The sequence below is a fragment of the Vibrio sp. Isolate22 genome, from assembly GCF_022398115.1.
Taxonomy (GTDB): Bacteria; Pseudomonadota; Gammaproteobacteria; order Enterobacterales; family Vibrionaceae; genus Vibrio.
In genome coordinates this window covers 1-16,890 of the sequence record NZ_JAKEUW010000033.1, presented here as the reverse complement: position 1 = coordinate 16,890, position 16,890 = coordinate 1, and the positions used below count along the sequence as shown (strand labels likewise).

The 16,890-nt window shown below is 43.9% G+C and carries 14 protein-coding genes and 1 pseudogene; 10 read left to right on the top strand and 5 right to left on the bottom strand.

All coding sequences use genetic code 11. The features are described from left to right. Positions 1 to 40: 40 nt before the first annotated feature. From L1D55_RS17410 to L1D55_RS17400, 3 genes are all read right to left on the bottom strand, one after another. Positions 41 to 1,402, bottom strand: coding sequence for an L-serine ammonia-lyase (locus L1D55_RS17410; RefSeq protein WP_239918260.1), 1,362 nt, complete (start codon positions 1,400 to 1,402; stop codon positions 41 to 43). Positions 1,403 to 1,523: 121 nt separating this feature from the next. After that, positions 1,524 to 2,777, bottom strand: coding sequence for an aromatic amino acid transport family protein (locus L1D55_RS17405; protein ID WP_128161080.1), 1,254 nt, complete (start codon positions 2,775 to 2,777; stop codon positions 1,524 to 1,526). A gap of 309 nt (positions 2,778 to 3,086) precedes the next feature. Then, on the bottom strand, positions 3,087 to 3,686 hold the full coding sequence (locus tag L1D55_RS17400) for a CoA pyrophosphatase (protein WP_239918259.1): 600 nt from the start codon (positions 3,684 to 3,686) through the stop codon (positions 3,087 to 3,089). A 267-nt stretch (positions 3,687 to 3,953) separates the two neighbouring features. On the opposite strand from L1D55_RS17400, the gene L1D55_RS17395 reads away from it, so the two are divergent. Together L1D55_RS17395 and L1D55_RS17390 are read left to right on the top strand one after the other, a co-directional pair. Continuing rightward, positions 3,954 to 4,496 (top strand): heme NO-binding domain-containing protein, encoded by a 543-nt coding sequence (locus tag L1D55_RS17395; RefSeq protein WP_239918258.1) that lies wholly within the window; start codon positions 3,954 to 3,956, stop codon positions 4,494 to 4,496. Position 4,497: 1 nt separating this feature from the next. After that, positions 4,498 to 6,216: an ATP-binding protein gene (locus L1D55_RS17390; protein WP_239918257.1), complete on the top strand. Its 1,719-nt coding sequence runs from the start codon at positions 4,498 to 4,500 to the stop codon at positions 6,214 to 6,216. Between the two features lie 133 nt (positions 6,217 to 6,349). On the opposite strand, the gene pabB is transcribed toward L1D55_RS17390, so the two are convergent. Then, positions 6,350 to 7,723: an aminodeoxychorismate synthase component I gene (gene pabB / locus L1D55_RS17385; protein ID WP_239918256.1), complete on the bottom strand. Its 1,374-nt coding sequence runs from the start codon at positions 7,721 to 7,723 to the stop codon at positions 6,350 to 6,352. 254 nt (positions 7,724 to 7,977) lie between these two features. Between pabB and L1D55_RS17380 the strand changes: the two genes are divergently transcribed. From L1D55_RS17380 to L1D55_RS17350, 7 genes are all read left to right on the top strand, one after another. Then, entirely contained in the window at positions 7,978 to 9,495 is a 1,518-nt protein-coding gene (locus L1D55_RS17380; RefSeq protein WP_239918255.1) for a fumarate hydratase, read from the top strand. 164 nt (positions 9,496 to 9,659) lie between these two features. After that, positions 9,660 to 9,845, top strand: coding sequence for a hypothetical protein (locus tag L1D55_RS17375; protein ID WP_004734731.1), 186 nt, complete (start codon positions 9,660 to 9,662; stop codon positions 9,843 to 9,845). Between the two features lie 211 nt (positions 9,846 to 10,056). Then, on the top strand, positions 10,057 to 11,430 hold the full coding sequence (locus L1D55_RS17370; protein WP_239918254.1) for a YcjX family protein: 1,374 nt from the start codon (positions 10,057 to 10,059) through the stop codon (positions 11,428 to 11,430). A 15-nt stretch (positions 11,431 to 11,445) separates the two neighbouring features. Further along, positions 11,446 to 12,519: a TIGR01620 family protein gene (locus tag L1D55_RS17365; RefSeq protein ID WP_239918253.1), complete on the top strand. Its 1,074-nt coding sequence runs from the start codon at positions 11,446 to 11,448 to the stop codon at positions 12,517 to 12,519. Positions 12,520 to 12,663: 144 nt separating this feature from the next. Next, entirely contained in the window at positions 12,664 to 14,208 is a 1,545-nt protein-coding gene (tyrR, locus tag L1D55_RS17360; RefSeq protein ID WP_239918252.1) for a transcriptional regulator TyrR, read from the top strand. 18 nt (positions 14,209 to 14,226) lie between these two features. Then, positions 14,227 to 14,814: a ribosomal protein S5-alanine N-acetyltransferase gene (gene rimJ, locus L1D55_RS17355; protein WP_239918251.1), complete on the top strand. Its 588-nt coding sequence runs from the start codon at positions 14,227 to 14,229 to the stop codon at positions 14,812 to 14,814. A 141-nt stretch (positions 14,815 to 14,955) separates the two neighbouring features. Next, positions 14,956 to 15,429 carry a DUF2947 domain-containing protein gene (locus L1D55_RS17350; RefSeq protein WP_239918250.1) on the top strand — a complete coding sequence of 158 codons (474 nt, stop codon included), beginning with the start codon at positions 14,956 to 14,958 and terminating at the stop codon, positions 15,427 to 15,429. Positions 15,430 to 15,478: 49 nt separating this feature from the next. On the opposite strand, the gene L1D55_RS17345 is transcribed toward L1D55_RS17350, so the two are convergent. After that, complete coding sequence (locus tag L1D55_RS17345) at positions 15,479 to 16,033, bottom strand: GGDEF domain-containing protein (protein ID WP_239918249.1); 555 nt, start codon at positions 16,031 to 16,033, stop codon at positions 15,479 to 15,481. Positions 16,034 to 16,150: 117 nt separating this feature from the next. Here L1D55_RS17345 and L1D55_RS17340 point away from each other — a divergent pair. Continuing rightward, positions 16,151 to 16,873, top strand: a pseudogene (locus L1D55_RS17340) (IS5 family transposase); the annotation flags it as partial. Between the last annotated feature and the right edge of the window lie 17 nt (positions 16,874 to 16,890).

Genomic DNA, 16,890 nt, shown 5'->3' with positions numbered 1-16,890 from the left:
TGCGTTCCTTTTTTATTGCTTGTTTGTTAGCGAGAGTCGATTAACAAACAACCTTAACAGCCAAACCACCTTGAGATGTCTCACGGTATTTAGCGTTCATGTCTTTACCTGTTTCTAGCATTGTTTCGATAACTTTATCTAGAGAAACAGTAGGAGCAGAAGAACGACGAAGTGCCATACGAGTTGAGTTGATTGCTTTTACAGCAGCAATACCGTTACGCTCGATACATGGAACTTGTACTTGGCCAGCAACTGGGTCACATGTTAGACCTAGGTTGTGCTCCATTGCGATTTCTGCAGCCATACATACTTGCTCAGGGCTACCACCCATAAGCTCAGCAAGGCCAGCAGCAGCCATAGAACATGCCACGCCAACTTCACCCTGACAGCCAACTTCTGCACCAGAGATAGAAGCGTTACGCTTGTATAGACCACCGATAGCGCCAGAAGCTGCGAAGTAACGGATGTAGTCTTTTTCAGTCACAGTTTGGATGAACTTATCGTAGTAAGCCAGAACTGCAGGGATGATGCCACATGCGCCGTTTGTTGGTGCAGTCACTACACGACCGCCAGCTGCGTTCTCTTCGTTTACTGCGAATGCGAACATGTTTACCCAGTCAACAACAGACATTGGATCGTTTGTTGTTTTTTCTGAAGTCATTAGCTGTTGGCGAAGTGCAGCAGCACGGCGAGGTACACGTAGTGGACCAGGCAGGATACCTTCAGTATTCATACCGCGATCCATACACTCACGCATTGTTTTCCAAATGTTTGCGAAGTAAGTACGAGACTCTTCGTCAGAGTGGAAAGCCGCTTGGTTTTTCATAACCAGTGTGCTGATAGAAAGACCGCTGTCTTTACACTGGTTAACTAGCTCTTCAGCTGTTGTGAATTCGTAAGGTGCTTTGATTGGGTTTTCTTCTTCTTTGCCGAAGTTCTCTTCGTCAACGATGAAACCGCCACCAATTGAGTAGTAAGTTTTTGAGTATGCAACTTCGTCACCAATCCACGCGTGGATGCTCATGCCGTTCTCGTGCAGAGAAAGGTTGCTAGTATGGAAGTTCATACCACCATCGCGAGGGAACGAAACTGTGTGACAGTGCATGCCAACAGGAAGGCGTTCAGTTTCTTCTACGCGAGCAATAAAGCCCGGGATAGAATCGATATCAACACGCTCAGGAGTATTGCCAGCAAGACCCATGATGATTGCGATATCTGTGTGGTGACCTTTCCCTGTCAGTGATAGTGATCCATATACGTCCACGGTGATTTTAGTGATGTCGCACAATTTTCCCATTGAACGTAGGTCATCAATAAATTCTTTACCCGCTTTCATTGGTCCAACTGTGTGCGAGCTCGATGGACCAACACCGATTTTATAGATATCAAATACACTAATCATAGCGATTACCTCAAAAAGAGAGCCTCCCAAGGGGAGTAGGGAGGCTCATTTATTATCATTATATTTTGTGTCTAATCTCGCGATATAAGATGAAAGGCATCTTATAAAAGCTGCTTATAGATTAAAGAGCGCCGTAGATTACAGAACTAATAGCCGCTAGACCACATAAAGCTGTAAAGATTTGTACAGGTGCTGAAGTTTTGTACTTAGCCATTGCCGGTACTTTGTTCATCGCGAATACAGGCATTAGGAACAGGATAGCTGCAATCATTGGAGCACCCATTGTTTCAATCATGCCTAGGATGCTTGGGTTAACTACTGCAACAATCCAAGTAGTCACAACGATGAACGCTAGAGATACTTTTTCGATAGTGCTTACTGAAGAACCAGAGCGAGACTTGATTAGACCAACAAGACCTTCGTGAGCACCTAGGAAGTGACCGAAGTAGCTAGATGTGATTGCTGCGAACGCTACTAGAGGACCCATGTAAGAGATAAGTGGAGACTCGTGAACGTTAGCTAGGTAAGAAAGTACAGAGATGTTCTGTGCTTGTGCATTCGCTAGTTGCTCTGGAGATAGAGAAAGTACAACAGAGAATACGAAGAACATTACAAAACCCATTAGCATCATTGCTGCGCCGCCAGTGATAGCGTCAGTTTTCTTAACTGCGTTTTCACCGTATACACGACGTTGCTCTTTAGAGAACTGAGAGATGATTGGGCTGTGGTTGAAAGAGAACACGATGATTGGAATTGCAAGCCAGATAACAGAAGGCATTGTTGACCATTCAGGCGTTACTTCCATCATTGAAGTGTTCCAATCAGGAACTAGGTAGAAAGACAGTGCTAGTAGGATGAACACTAGTGGGTAAACCATTGCTGAAGTTGCTTTCAACATTAGATCTTTACCGAATACAACACCCGCTGTCATTGCAAGGATAAGTGCACCAGAAAGAAGAGGACGAGGAATAGATTCCATACCCATTTGGTTTACTAGGAAAGAATCAACAGTGTTTGTGATACCAACACCGTAAATTAGAACGATTGGGTAGATAGCGAAAAAGTAAGCGAAAGTAATAAGGTTTGCGCCAGTCTTACCGAAGTGTTCTTCTACTGTATCTGTAATGTCAGCTTCAGGATTTTTTGCAGACAGTACGAAACGTGCTAGAGATTTGTGTGCGAACCAAGTCATTGGTGCAGCAATAAGAGCTAGGATAACTAATGGCCAAAAACCACCCGCACCAGCTTTAATTGGAAGGAATAGTACACCAGCACCAACTGCTGTACCGAATAGTGATAAACACCAGGTAAAATCTTTATAGTTAAACTTGCTCGAGTCTTTTACGGCATTTGCCGAAGAAGTTGTTGTGTTCATGTTAAATTACTCATTTTTTGGGAACAGGAAATAAGTCGGGGCTAATTTTGCAGAATTTTCGTCGGCAAAAAATAGATCTAAATCATGTAATGAAACGGCGTGTCACATGATATGCGAAAAACGGATTTTTGATCACGAAAATGGCGTGCTACATGTGATTTATGTTCATGTCTGATATTAGTTTTTCTTATCTGAAAGGGGCGCTTGTACAGAATTATACCAAGTAAACGATTGCGTAAAATTGCATTAATAAATCTGTTCCATACAAAGCGTGTTGTTTGTTAACAGAGATTAAACAAAACGTAGTTTCTATGTAATTCGTTGCACTACATGTTGCTGCATAGATTGGATGATTTGTGCCGTGACGCCCCATATAAGGTGCTCTTCGAAGGGCATCGCGAAAACACGATGTTTGATTTTCTTGAAGTTAACAGTGTGGCTGTGCAATTTCGCTTGGTCTAAAACATAGGTAGCCGGAACCTCAAAAATGGAAGCGACTTCGTTCTGATCAATGATGGGTTTATAGTCGGGATCAACTAATGCGACAATCGGCGTAACAGAAAATTTACTAATAGTACTCAAGGCAGGTAATTGCCCAACAATTTTAACCTGATCCGATCGAATTCCTACCTCTTCATGAAGCTCTCTAAGTGCAGTAAATTGCATAGATGGGTCAGAGAGCTCATGTTTACCTCCTGGAAAGCTAACTTGTCCTGGGTGATGTTTTAAATGGGCTGCTCTTTTAGTAAAAATGACGTGTAAACCATCTTCCCTTTCTACTAAACCAACTACCACTGCCGCTTTTCGCAATTCCTCACCACTGATATGAGAAACGCGTTCAACGGACTCTGGGTGATAGCCAACAGGTGGGTTTAGTTGAAACTGTTGTAGGAAGTTATCTCGGTTCATAGCTTGCCAATTTATTGATTATTATGCCTTTAAGTATAGGCACAACCTTTCGCGTAATGCCAACCTAAGAGGTAAGTACCATAGAGGCTATCGGTGAGCTAGAGCACTCAATATTGTGGGTTTTTGCTATATTTGAAGTGAGCATCTAGATGAATATCCGTTATCAATGTCATAAAATTAGCTACGAATCCCTACTTTTTTGATTAAGAATTTGATAACAAAGACTTAGTAGACTATTCTAAAAAGAAACAAAAGATAAGGTATGAAATGAAAGGAATCATATTCACCGAATTCTTAGAGCTTGTTGAAGATAAGTTCGGTTTAGAGCTTTTGGAAGAAGTTTTAGAAATGTCGGAAGATGAAGGGATCTATACATCGGTTGGTAGTTACGACCACAAAGATCTTGTCAGGTTGATTATCAATTTGAGTAAGAAAACCGATATTGATGCGGCCAGCTTACAACGCGTCTTTGGACAGTCAGTATTTAAGAACTTACTGGCCTCTTTACCGAATAAAGCGAGCCTTGCTCATAGCAATACCACCTTCCAATTTATTCAGTACGTAGAGCGCTACATTCACGTAGAAGTGAAAAAGCTCTACCCGGATGCTGAGCCTCCTGAATTCAGTTTTATCACCACGACCGAAGCACAGCTTGTTTTTGATTATAAAAGCGCACGATGCATGTCGCATGTCTGTTTAGGGCTAATTGAAGGCTGTGCGGAATACCATGGAGAATCGATCACAGTGGAAATGACGCCTCAGAATGATGACCAAAGTGTGGTTAGGTTTAATCTCAAAGTAGAAAAGTAATATGGATCCGGCCTCTGCCTTAGAGAAGAAACTAAAGCGCCAAATAGCCGCCCGCAAAGCCGCTGAAGCTCTGTTGGAGCAAAAAAGTCTTGAACTGTTCGAAGCCAACCAACAGCTGGAGCTTGCCCTGCGCCAGTTGGAAAAGCGTTCTAATGCGAACATTCGTCGTATCGAGTTTCAAGAACAAATCGATAATCTATTGATAGATTTTGGTCGCGCGTTTCTTCGAAGCGACGTAGATGATGTGATGCTGTCTCAACTGACCACTAACGTGACAAACAGTTACCTTATTGAAGCTAGCCGCTTAATATTGCCATCGAAGCTGCTCCCACAACTTCAATCCTACGATTATGGTGATGCATCGGTTGGTGATTTTGACCAAGAAATCGTTGAAACCCAATGGGAAGGTGATCTGCTCACAGTACCACTTGAAGTTGAGAAGGTTATCGTTGGAGCATTGATCGTCAAGGTCAACCTATCTGAACAAGATGTCGACTTTATCGAGAGCCAACTCTTACTGGTTACAGATCTTATCTGTAGTGCCATTACTCACCAGTTAGCCATCAATCGAAATATTGAGTCTCGTAAGCGAGCAGAGGAATCTGAGCGAGCCACGCGCGATTTTGTCGCGATGATTAACCATGAGCTAAGAACGCCGCTCAACGGTTTATTGGGAAGTGCGGAATTAATCAGTGATACCGAGCTCAATAGTTCCCAACGAGAAATCTTGAATAACTTAAGTCAATCAGGTGAGTTTTTAAGAACCATTATCAATGACTTATTGGACTACAGCAAAATTAATGCGGGTATGCTGGAGTTGATCCCTAAAAAGTTCTCTTTGCATGACTTAAGAAATACTATTGAGAGTATCTTTACCAATCGAGCAATTGAGAAACAACTCGACTTTAACATTAGCGTAGCTTCAGACGTCCCGTCACACTTCAAAGGTGATTTAGAGCGAATCACTCAGTTATTTGTAAACCTGATCGGTAATGCGATTAAGTTTACCGAGGAAGGGCATGTAAACGTTGATATCGAATGGCGTGATCAGCACTTCGTTTTCTCTGTAGAAGATACCGGAGTCGGTATTGCTGAGTCCGCTTATAAAACGCTGTTTGAACCCTTTACTCAAGCGGATAACTCAAGTAGCCGTAATTATGAAGGTACTGGGTTAGGTTTAGCGATTTGCCGTAAGCTAGTCGGCCTGATGGATGGCGATATAGGTGTAACCAGCATTGTTGGTTCAGGGACGACATTTACCATTTCAGTCCCCCTCCAAGTTGTCGATGTTCCTGATGGTAGCGATACGATTTCTAAAGGGTTTGAATCTGAAGTTGAACTTTCACTGCTGAAAGTGTTGGTGGTTGATGATATTAAGATGAACCAGATCATCATTCAGCAGATGCTACGTAAACATGAGATAGAGCCTGCGATTGCCAGCAATGGTGTTGAAGGGGTAGAGCTCGCGTCAGACACAGAATATGACATTGTGTTTATGGATTGCCGGATGCCACTCATGGATGGCTTTGAAGCAACTGAGACACTTAGAGAGAAAGGTTATTCTAAGTCTATTGTCGCGCTGACGGCAGGGACTACGTTGGAGGAGCGCGAGCGCTGTATTCAATGTGGGATGAACGACATCCTGAGTAAGCCATATACGGCTAATGACCTAAAAGAAATGCTTAAGAAGTGGGGTGTTGGACCTATCACTACGTCATAGTTGATGACTGCATAACAGCTATAGCAAAAGTTTGGGAATAAAAAGCCGAAGTGATCATCGCGATGACTTCGGCTTTTTCTGCTTTTCGTTTTGGCTTAGAACTTGTACTAAGCGGTCAGTAAACTGGTGTTACTTAGCACTCTTCCAGTACAGGGAGGATTCGACTTAGTTTATCCAGCGTTTCTTGGTATTCAGACGCACAATCACTATCGAATACCACACCACCGCCAGCCCAAGCATAAAGCGTATTGTTCTCCGCCACTAAAGTTCGGATGGTAATGCTGGTGTCCATTCTGCCATTTCTGCTGATGTAACCGATACTGCCACAATAAGCCGAGCGTCGATGTGGCTCCAGCTCCTCGATGATCTGCATCGCACGAACTTTAGGGGCGCCGGTAATAGAGCCGCCCGGGAAACAAGCTCTTAACAGGTCCGTTGCAGAATATTGGTAATCAAGGTCAGCTCTGATGGTGCTCACCAAGTGATGCACCGCAGGAAAGCTTTCAATATCGAATAATTTAGGGACATGAACCGTTCCTGGCTTTGCTACTCGCCCGATATCGTTACGAAGTAAATCTACAATCATCAGGTTTTCAGCCTGATCTTTATCCGCGCTTGCTAGTTCTTGTGCATTCGAGTCATCAATCACATGGTCATCAGAACGAGGACGAGTGCCTTTGATGGGTTTCGTTTCAATAACGTTATCTTTTAGCTCTAGGAAGCGTTCTGGTGAGACACTAATAATGGCACTGTTGGCCAGACGGATGAAACCAGAAAACGGAGCCGAGTTATACTGCTCTAGTTTTTCGTAGGCCAACCATTCGCTGCCTTGGTATTTTGCATTGAAGCGCTGAGCCAAGTTGATTTGATAGCAGTCACCGGACAGTAGATATTCTTGAACGCTATCAAACTTATCTGCGTAGCTCTGCTCGCTCATGTTCGATTGCCACGGTGTTGTTAGGCTAAACTCTTCAACCGTAGGTTGAGCTTCTTGTTGAGATAACCAATCCCAGTGCGCTTCGATGTTTTGCCCAACCACACAAGCTGTTTTCAACTTGTGGTCAACCACAATCGCCCATTCGTAAAGGCCTACCGCCATATCGGGTGCATCAATATCACGTGTAGAAGTAGCCGGAAGTGTTTCCACTCTTCGACCCAAATCGTAGCTAAAGTAGCCTAATGCACCGCCGATGAACGGCAACTCAGAGTGCTCATTCGTGGCTGGTAACAATTGCTGCTGATAGTGGTTTAGCAGTTCGAAAGGATCGGAATCTGAAACCTCGCACGTCTCTTTAACATTAATGGTGGTTTTTGCACCGATTGTTTCGAAGGTGGCGATGGGTTGAGCAACTAAAATGTCGTATCGACTATCAACGTGGCTTTCTGAAGCAGAGCGTAATAGCATTGCCCACGGCAGGTTTTCGATATGAGAAAACAGCTGTTTAGCTAAAGTTGATTGATATTCAAGCGGCTTGATATGGATGGCGCGAAATTCGTTGTTATTCATTTGTTTAATTTGTGACAAAGAGTTCGATCACTGCATGGCTTGTGAGAGGAAGCAAGAGTATCATAAATTGAAAATAAAATGGGTTCTTGATTAGAACGGAGTAATCCAAGTGGTTTAGTTTAAAGCTATGCAAGCGATTGCTAAAGCAACTAAATACAGCTCAACACAATAAAAAGCTAAACCACCTAATTCGATTTGGCATATATAGCCAAGCTGTGAACCCACATGGAACCAGAACAATAAAGAGGCATGCAATGACGGTTATTCGTAAGCAAGATGTGATCAGCAGTGTCGCTGACGCACTTCAGTACATTTCTTATTATCACCCTTTAGACTTTGTCCAAGCCCTAGAAAAAGCGTACGAGAAAGAAGAGAGCCAAGCAGCTAAAGATGCGATCGCTCAGATTCTGATTAACTCACGTATGTCTGCGGAAGGTCACCGTCCTATCTGTCAGGATACAGGTATCGTTACTTGTTTCGTGAACATCGGTATGGATGTGAAGTGGGAAACGGATCTAACAGTACAACAAATGGTTGATGAAGGCGTTCGTCAAGCTTACAACAACCCAGATAACCCACTGCGTGCATCTGTCCTAATGGACCCTGCAGGTAAGCGTATTAATACTAAAGACAACACACCTGCGGTTGTTCATGTTAATATGGTTCCAGGCAACAAAGTTGAAATTCAAATCGCGGCGAAAGGCGGTGGTTCAGAGAACAAAACTAAGATGGTTATGCTTAACCCTTCTGATGACATTGCAGAGTGGGTAGAGAAGACGCTACCAACGATGGGCGCGGGCTGGTGTCCACCGGGTATGCTAGGTATAGGCATCGGCGGTACTGCTGAGAAAGCAGCGGTACTGGCGAAAGAGTCTCTGATGGAACACATCGATATCCAAGAGCTTATCGAGAAAGGTCCTGAGAACGCAGAAGAAGAGCTTCGTCTAGACATCTTCAACCGCGTAAATAAGCTAGGTATTGGCGCACAAGGTCTTGGTGGTCTAACTACCGTTGTTGATGTGAAAATCAAAACAGCACCAACACACGCAGCGTCTAAGCCTGTTTGCCTAATTCCGAACTGTGCAGCAACACGTCACGTTCACTTCACACTAGACGGCAGCGGCCCAGCAGAGCTAACGCCACCTAAACTGGAAGAGTGGCCAGACATCACTTGGGAAGCGGGTGCAAACACACGCCGTGTTAACCTTGATGAAGTAACCAAAGAAGATGTTCAAGAGTGGAAGACTGGTGAAACAGTTCTTCTATCAGGCAAAATCCTAACGGGCCGTGATGCTGCTCATAAACGTATTCAAGGCATGCTAGAAAGCGGCGAAGGCTTACCTGCTGGCGTTGATTTCAAAGGCAAGTTCATTTACTACGTGGGTCCTGTTGATGCTGTAGGTAATGAAGCGGTAGGTCCTGCTGGCCCAACAACGTCTACTCGTATGGATAAGTTTACCGACATGATGCTGAACGAAACTGGCATTATGGGTATGATCGGTAAAGCGGAACGTGGTCCTGCAACGGTTGAATCAATCAAAGAACACAAAGCGGTGTACCTAATGGCGGTTGGTGGTGCAGCTTATTTAGTCGCGAAAGCAATTAAAAAAGCACGCGTAGTTGCGTTTGAAGATCTCGGTATGGAAGCGATTTACGAGTTTGAAGTTGAAGATATGCCAGTAACGGTAGCAGTTGATTCTAACGGCGTGAACGCACACCAGATCGGCCCTGACACGTGGAAAGTGAAGATTGCTGAAGCTGAGAAAGCGTAATTAACCGAAGCCCAAAAATCGTAATTGTCGCTAACTTCAGCGTTTGAATTGCAATTTTTGACAGAAAGTTGAAGACAAAAGTGCAGCATTATCTGCACTTTTGTCATATTATCAATGATATAGTGATAAACACATAGTTTGATATAAGAACATAGGAGAGAGGAATGCCTCGTTTTATTCAGATCCTACAGATTATCTTGGCAGTGGTGATTGGTGCTTTTGTTGGCTACGACCTGATCTTGAAAGGGATTAGTATCTTTGATAATAAATACGTGACGATTACTTGTGCGCTTTGGCTAATTGCAGAGATTGCACTGTTTGTTATCTACAAGTTGATTGAAGACGATTAAACGTCGGATATCGTGCAAAAATTTTAAAGCCCCTGATTATGAATGTAGTCAGGGGCTTTTATTCATCTAGCATTAAGAATGTGTATTGCATACTAATCACTATTAGTAAAAGAACAAGTAACAGCATACAAACTATCCCTATAGGGAAAGAACATAGGCTTGCCTCTCTATCATCATAACCAGCTTGCCTAAATATCACGGAGTCGTTCAAATGAAACACCTAACTCAAGAAATGAGTGACTTTATAAGCAGAGGAACGGATTCTCACATTAGAGTAGCGGTCACGGGTCTGTCTCGTGCAGGTAAAACAGCATTCATTACCTCGTTGGTTAACCAACTTCTTCATACCTCTACTCATAAGAATTTACCGCTTCTTGCATCAGCGCGAGACGGAAGAATTATTGGTGCAAAGCGCATCCCACAACACAACATGATGATTCCGCGGTTCTCTTATGACGAAGCGATGGAATCATTAAATGGTCAGCCACCAGAATGGCCAGTACCGACGCGCGATGTCAGTGAAATTCGCTTGGCCATTAAATACAAGCCGGCAAAAGGCGCGAAGAAGCTACTGAGTAAAAACAGTACGCTTTATCTCGACATTGTTGACTATCCGGGTGAATGGTTACTTGATTTACCGTTATTGGATATGGACTTTGAAACGTGGAGCCAATCTCAGTTTGCCGCATTAAAAGGTGACCGAGAAACCTATTCGCAAGAGTGGAGCGCAATGCTTGGCGACGTTGACCTGTTGGCTGAAGCTGATGAGAAGAAACTGGTTAACATTGCGGATAGCTACACTCAGTATCTCCACACTTGTAAGAGCAATGGACTACATTGGGTGCAACCGGGGCGATTTGTATTACCTGGTGAGCTTGAAGGCGCGCCTGTGTTGCAGTTTTTCCCATGCGCAGCACCAGGAGGTAAATTCTCGAAAACAAGTAACTATGCGGTGCTGAAAGCTCGCTATGAAGAGTATCAACAGAAGGTTGTTAAAGCGTTCTACAAGAATCATTTCTCAACCTTCGACAGACAAATTGTGCTGGTGGATTGTTTGCAGCCACTCAATGCAGGTTACGACTCTTTCATGGATATGCGTGGTGCACTTGAACAGTTATTGAAGAGCTTTAAATATGGCCGAAGCAATATCCTGAGACGTTTGTTTGCTCCGAAGATCGACAAGATCCTGTTTGCAGCGACTAAGGCAGACCATGTAACACCAGATCAGCATCCAAACTTGGTGTCACTGCTGCAACAGATGGTACACCCAGCGTGGCAACAGGCGGCGTTTGAGCATATCGATATGAGCTGCATGAGCATCGCTTCTATTCAAGCGACCAGTGCAGGTTATATCTCATCGGGCTCGGACAATGTGCCAGCACTGCAAGGTGTTACTTTGGATAACGTTCCCCAGACTATGTATCCGGGTGAGGTGCCACGCAAGCTGCCAAACAAGCAGTACTGGGAAACTAACCAGTTTGATTTCACGAGCTTTAGGCCAATGGAGCAACATTCGGATGAACCTTGCCAACACCTAAGAATTGATAAGGTTTTAGAGTATCTCATTGGCGATAAGTTGAAGTAATTGAGGCAATAAAAGATGAGTGAATTAAAAACAAAGCAGGTCTTTAATGAGCCGCTGAAGACCTCTTTTGATGACAATGATAATGCTTTTGGAAAACAAGGCGTGGGCGAAGCGACCCCAGAATTAGGCGCTCAGCAGTTGTTTACCGAACAAGAGAAATTTGTACCCGTTGCACCACAGGTTGAGAGCGAGCTAGATGGCGAAGCCGAGCAACAACTGGAACAGATCATTCGTCCAAGTAAAAAGAGAAAGTGGTTGGGCTCTGGCTTAATGGTTGCTTTCGCAGGCTTAGTGGGCTGGCAAGCGATTGATTCTGTCGTCACGGCGGTTCAATCAGCAGATTGGCTCGCGCTCGGTTGGGCTGGTTTTATCGCGGCAATCGCTTCATTGGGCTTAGGTGCAATTGGCAAAGAGCTGTGGAAGCTACGCTCATTGAAAGATCACTTTAGCGTACAAGAGCAGAGTGAAGGGCTACTACAGAGCCAAAGTGTCGGTAAAGGCAAAGCGTTCTGTGAAAACATCGCTAAGCAGGGCGGCATTATTGCGGAGTCTCCGGCGTTCGATAAGTGGAGAAACAGCATCAACCCTGCACATAGTGATGCCGAAGTGTTGGATATGTACGATGCATTAGTTGTTGCTCAGCAAGACAAAGTGGCGACTCAAATCGTTACTAAGTTTTCGACTGAATCGGCAGCCTTGGTTGCGGTGAGTCCATTAGCAGCGGCAGACATGTTGCTGGTGGCGTGGCGTAATTTCACCATGATAGACAAGCTAGCTGATGTGTACGGCATTGAACTTGGATACTGGTCTCGCATTAAGCTTTTCAAGTTGGTATTAATCAACATGGCAGCAGCGGGTGCCAGTGAACTCGCGATTGATGCAAGTATGGATTTAGTTTCCATGGATCTGGCTGGTAAAGTCTCAGCGAGAGCGGGGCAGGGCTTGGGTGTTGGTATCCTGACTGCACGATTGGGTCTAAAAGCCATGACATTACTTCGCCCTATGCCTTGGTATAATGAACGTAAAGTAAAACTGGCCGACATGCGCAAAGCTGTCCTTTCTGAAATAAAGCGTATCACCCTCAAATAAAACGTACGTCTTTGAAACAAAATGTATGACATTGAGTGGTTTGCGAGCGAAGAGTAAACATATGTTTACTCTTCTTCTTGACTGAACTCAGACCTTAATTCACACTACTGTCAACTTATCCTGACACCTATAATAGGACTATTTGTGCGTCTTGAAGTATTGTGTGAAGACCGACTCGGCTTAACGCGTGAGTTGCTCGATATCTTGGCCTCAAAAAGCATTGATTTACGAGGAATTGAAATCGATGTTAAAGGCATTATTTACCTGAACTGCCCTGATATTGATTTTGATGCTTTTAGTGAACTTATGGCTGAAATTCGTCGAATTTCAGGTGTAAAGGATGTACGAAAAATACAATTCATGCCGAGCGAAAGGCACAACACTGAGCTGATCGCTTTGTTGGCTAACCTACCTGATCCCGTGATTGCGATTGACCTTAAAGGTTCAGTCGATATGGCAAACCACGCTGCACTCAACCTATTTGGCAAACAAGAAGACGAAGTGATTGGCGAACCACTCGCATCCTTCGTACCTAGCTTTAACTTTGGTCGTTGGATCGAAGGTGAAGTCACACGCCATCGTGAAGTTGTTGTGTTGGACGGTTTAGACTTCTCTATTGAAATCCTACCTATCTATCTGGGTGGTGACGTCAACGAACCTGTGCTTGCGAGCGCGGTTATGACGATTCGTTCTTGCAACCAAGAGATGAATACCCCTGATGCGATTCCTGAACAGAACAACTTAGGCTTTGAGCATTTTGTTGGTGTTTCTAATCGTCATAAAGCGTTAATCAGCCAAGCAAAAAAACTGGCGATGCTAGATCAGCCTCTGCTGATTGAAGGTGATACAGGTACAGGTAAAGAGATGTTGGCGAAAGCGTGTCATAACCGCTCGAACCGCTCATCTTTCCCATTCTTGATTCTGAGCTGTGCATCGATGCCTGATGACGTAGCAGAAACTGAGCTGTTTGGTCACGCCCCGGGTTCATTCAACCATGAACAAGGTCATAAAGGCATTTTCGAACAAGCAAATGGCGGTACCGTATTTTTAGATGAGATTGGCGAAATGAGCCCGCATCTACAAATCAAACTGCTTCGCTTCCTACAAGATGGTTCATTCCGTCGTGTGGGTGAAGAGGAAGAGATGCACGCTGATGTTCGTATTATTGCGTCAACGCGTCACCGTCTTTCTGAACTTGCTGATTCAGGCTCGTTCCGTGAAGACTTGTTCTACCGCTTGAATGTACTGACTCTCTCTATTCCAGCATTGCGTGAACGTTCTAACGACGTTGCGCCATTACTGGAACTGTTCGTAGCTAAATACGCACAACAGCTTGGTATGCTTAAGCCTAAGCTTACTCAAGAGCTAATCGACCAACTTGGTAGCTACCAATGGCCGGGCAACATTCGTCAACTAGACAACATGGTATTACGTGCGCTTACTGAACTGGATTCAGATACGCTAACGGTTGAGCAGTTCCACTTACCTCAGTTAGAAACCATGACAACAGGCATGGCGAACTTGAGCTTAGATGGCTCTCTGGATGAGATCATGAAAGACTATGAGTCTCAGATTTTGGAGAAGCTTTACCAGTCATTCCCATCAAGTCGCAAGTTAGCCAAGCGTTTGAACGTGTCTCATACCTCTATTGCGAATAAACTTCGTGATTACGGTATTAGAAAGAACTGATCGAATAAGACCTAAATTATGGAAGATTTGAGCACACCAGAACGCATTTACAAGCGAGATGGAAATCTGATTCTACGTACCGCTGAGATAGACGATGCGACTATGATCAGTGAGTACTTCCAAGTGAATCGAGAGTATCTCAAGCCTTGGGAACCGATTCGTGAAGATGCATTTTTTGAGAGAACAGGCTGGGCACAGCGCCTAATTAAGTTAAACGAGCTTCATAAAATGGGGCTCGGCTACTACTGTTTATTGATTAATGCCGATACTAACGAAATGTTAGGGACTATCTCGTTCAGTAATTTGTCTCGTTTCCCGTTCTATGCGTGCAACGTAGGTTATTCACTCGCAGAGCAAGCCCAGGGCCATGGCTACATGCGCAGAGGCCTCGGCATGGCGAAAGACTACATGTTTGACGTGCAGAACATGCATCGCCTAATGGCGGGTTATATGCCTCACAATGAACGAAGTGCGGGTGTACTTGAGCACCTCGGTTTTGTACGTGAAGGTTTTGCCAAAGATTACCTACAAATTAACGGTAAATGGGAAGACCACATACTGACAGCGCTCGTCAATCCTAATTGGGAAGATAGACGCAACATTTAGACAACGCAGTCTATAGGCTCACAAACGAGCAGCGATTAAAAAAGGCAGCGAATATTAAGCGGTGTAGCGTTGCTGTCTTTACTAAAAGAACATAGAGCCATGGTTGAACCATCGGCCTGAGAAGATATTTGAGGAATTTTGATGTCATACACAACTTTGGACGAATACCAAAGAAAATGGATTTTTACTCACCAGTCGATGCCACTTCCGGCTGAGGATTTGGAAAAAATTAAGCCAATGACACAGGCAAGAGCGTCTCAGTTTTGGAAAGAGAACGTGAGCCCTCAAAGCCCAGATGCTGAGCGATTAAGCTCGCAAGACTGGCCTAGCAAAGCATCGAACTGGAAAGAAGAGATCAGCTGGATGGCACATTGGGAAGCCGATGAGCCGGAAATGCCAGGAGAGATTCTTAACTTTATTGATTGGCAAGATGACGTAACTGTTTATTTTTGTTATGAAAAATATAATGTTCTTGAAACCAAATGGGCCGTTTTTAAGAAGCATTGGAAGAACTTTTTGTTCTACGATGATGGTCCAATTCTATTAGGTCGTCGTCGCTCTGAAGCGCTTTGGTTTGCGACTAATGGTACGGTGAAAATCGGTAACCGAGCGTAACTGAAACGAATTTTAAGTGGTAGAAAAGCGAGCATAGTGCTCGCTTTTTTTATTTTAGTTGGGCGTAACGTTTACTCATTTTGTTTTCGTACATTTGCTCATCCGTTAGTCGAATTAACTCTTCGATAGGTGGAATATTTGACGAGTAAATAAGTGAACCATGGCTAAAAGTGGCATGGCAATCTATTCCCAGCTTTTGGGAGTGTTTATTAAAGTCAGATTGTACTCGGCTTATTATTTTGTTTAGGGAATCTTTTGTGATGTCTCTACACAATAAGAGAAACTCATCTCCTCCAAGCCTTCCACAAATATCATCCTTACGAGTGTTACGTTGAAGTGAATGAGAGAAGGACTTTATATATTGGTCGCCAATATTATGTCCGAAGTTATCATTAACATACTTAAGCCCGTCGATATCAAAATAAACAGCTCCAATACTGACGCCATTTTCTATAGTGTTATCGATGAATTTGGGTGACTCGCTTAATATCGCTCTACGATTAAATACTTGAGTCAATTCGTCGTGATTAGACGTATACTTCAATTTCCGCACTCGTTCCGCAGTATGTACTTCTCTTTCCAATAGCGCGCGAATACTCTCCATTAAATTTATTTGTATTGGTTTATAAGAGGTCTCTTTAGGGCGTTGTTGACTAAATCAGTTGGAACCTTTTCTCAGATCCTGCGATCTGATCCCATGTAGTAGAAGCATGGTGTTGTTATGGGTAAGTCGAAGAAGAAGATAGCGAACTGGAGTGAGTATAATGAAGCCTTGTGCAAGCGAGGCTCAGTAACGTTTTGGATTGACGACTCAGCCGTTGAAGCATGGCAATGTAAAAGTCACCATGGTAAACGAGGTAGAGGCTTTCAATTTTCTGATACTGCTATTGAAACAGCTTTGATGGTTAAAGGGATATTCTCTCTCCCGTTACGTGCGCTTCAAGGCTTTATCGATTCTATATTTGCTTTGATGAACGTCCCTTTGCGCTCTCCTAACTACACCAGTATTAGCAAGCGTTCAAAGACTGTTCAGGTAAAATACAAGAACAAATCTAAAGGCTCAGTTCGCCATATCGCCATTGATTCAACAGGYCTGAAAGTCTTCGGTGAAGGCGAATGGAAAGTTAAGAAGCATGGAGCCGAGAAGYGTAGAACTTGGCGTAAACTGCACCTGGCCGTTGATGTCGATACCCATGATGTGATTAGTGCAGAAGTCAGCCTCGTCAATGTTGGTGATAGCGAAGCTCTCCCAACATTATTGAATCCGCTGCGTAGGAAAGTTCATTCCGTATCAGCAGATGGTGCTTACGACACAAAAAAGTGCCATGAAGTATTGCAAAACAAGGGTTGCAAACCTCTCATACCTCCCAGAATAAATGCTGGTTATTGGGAAGAGGGACACCCTCGAAATGAAGTGGTCGATGCACTTAAAAACGATTCGCTAACTCAATGAACTCAATG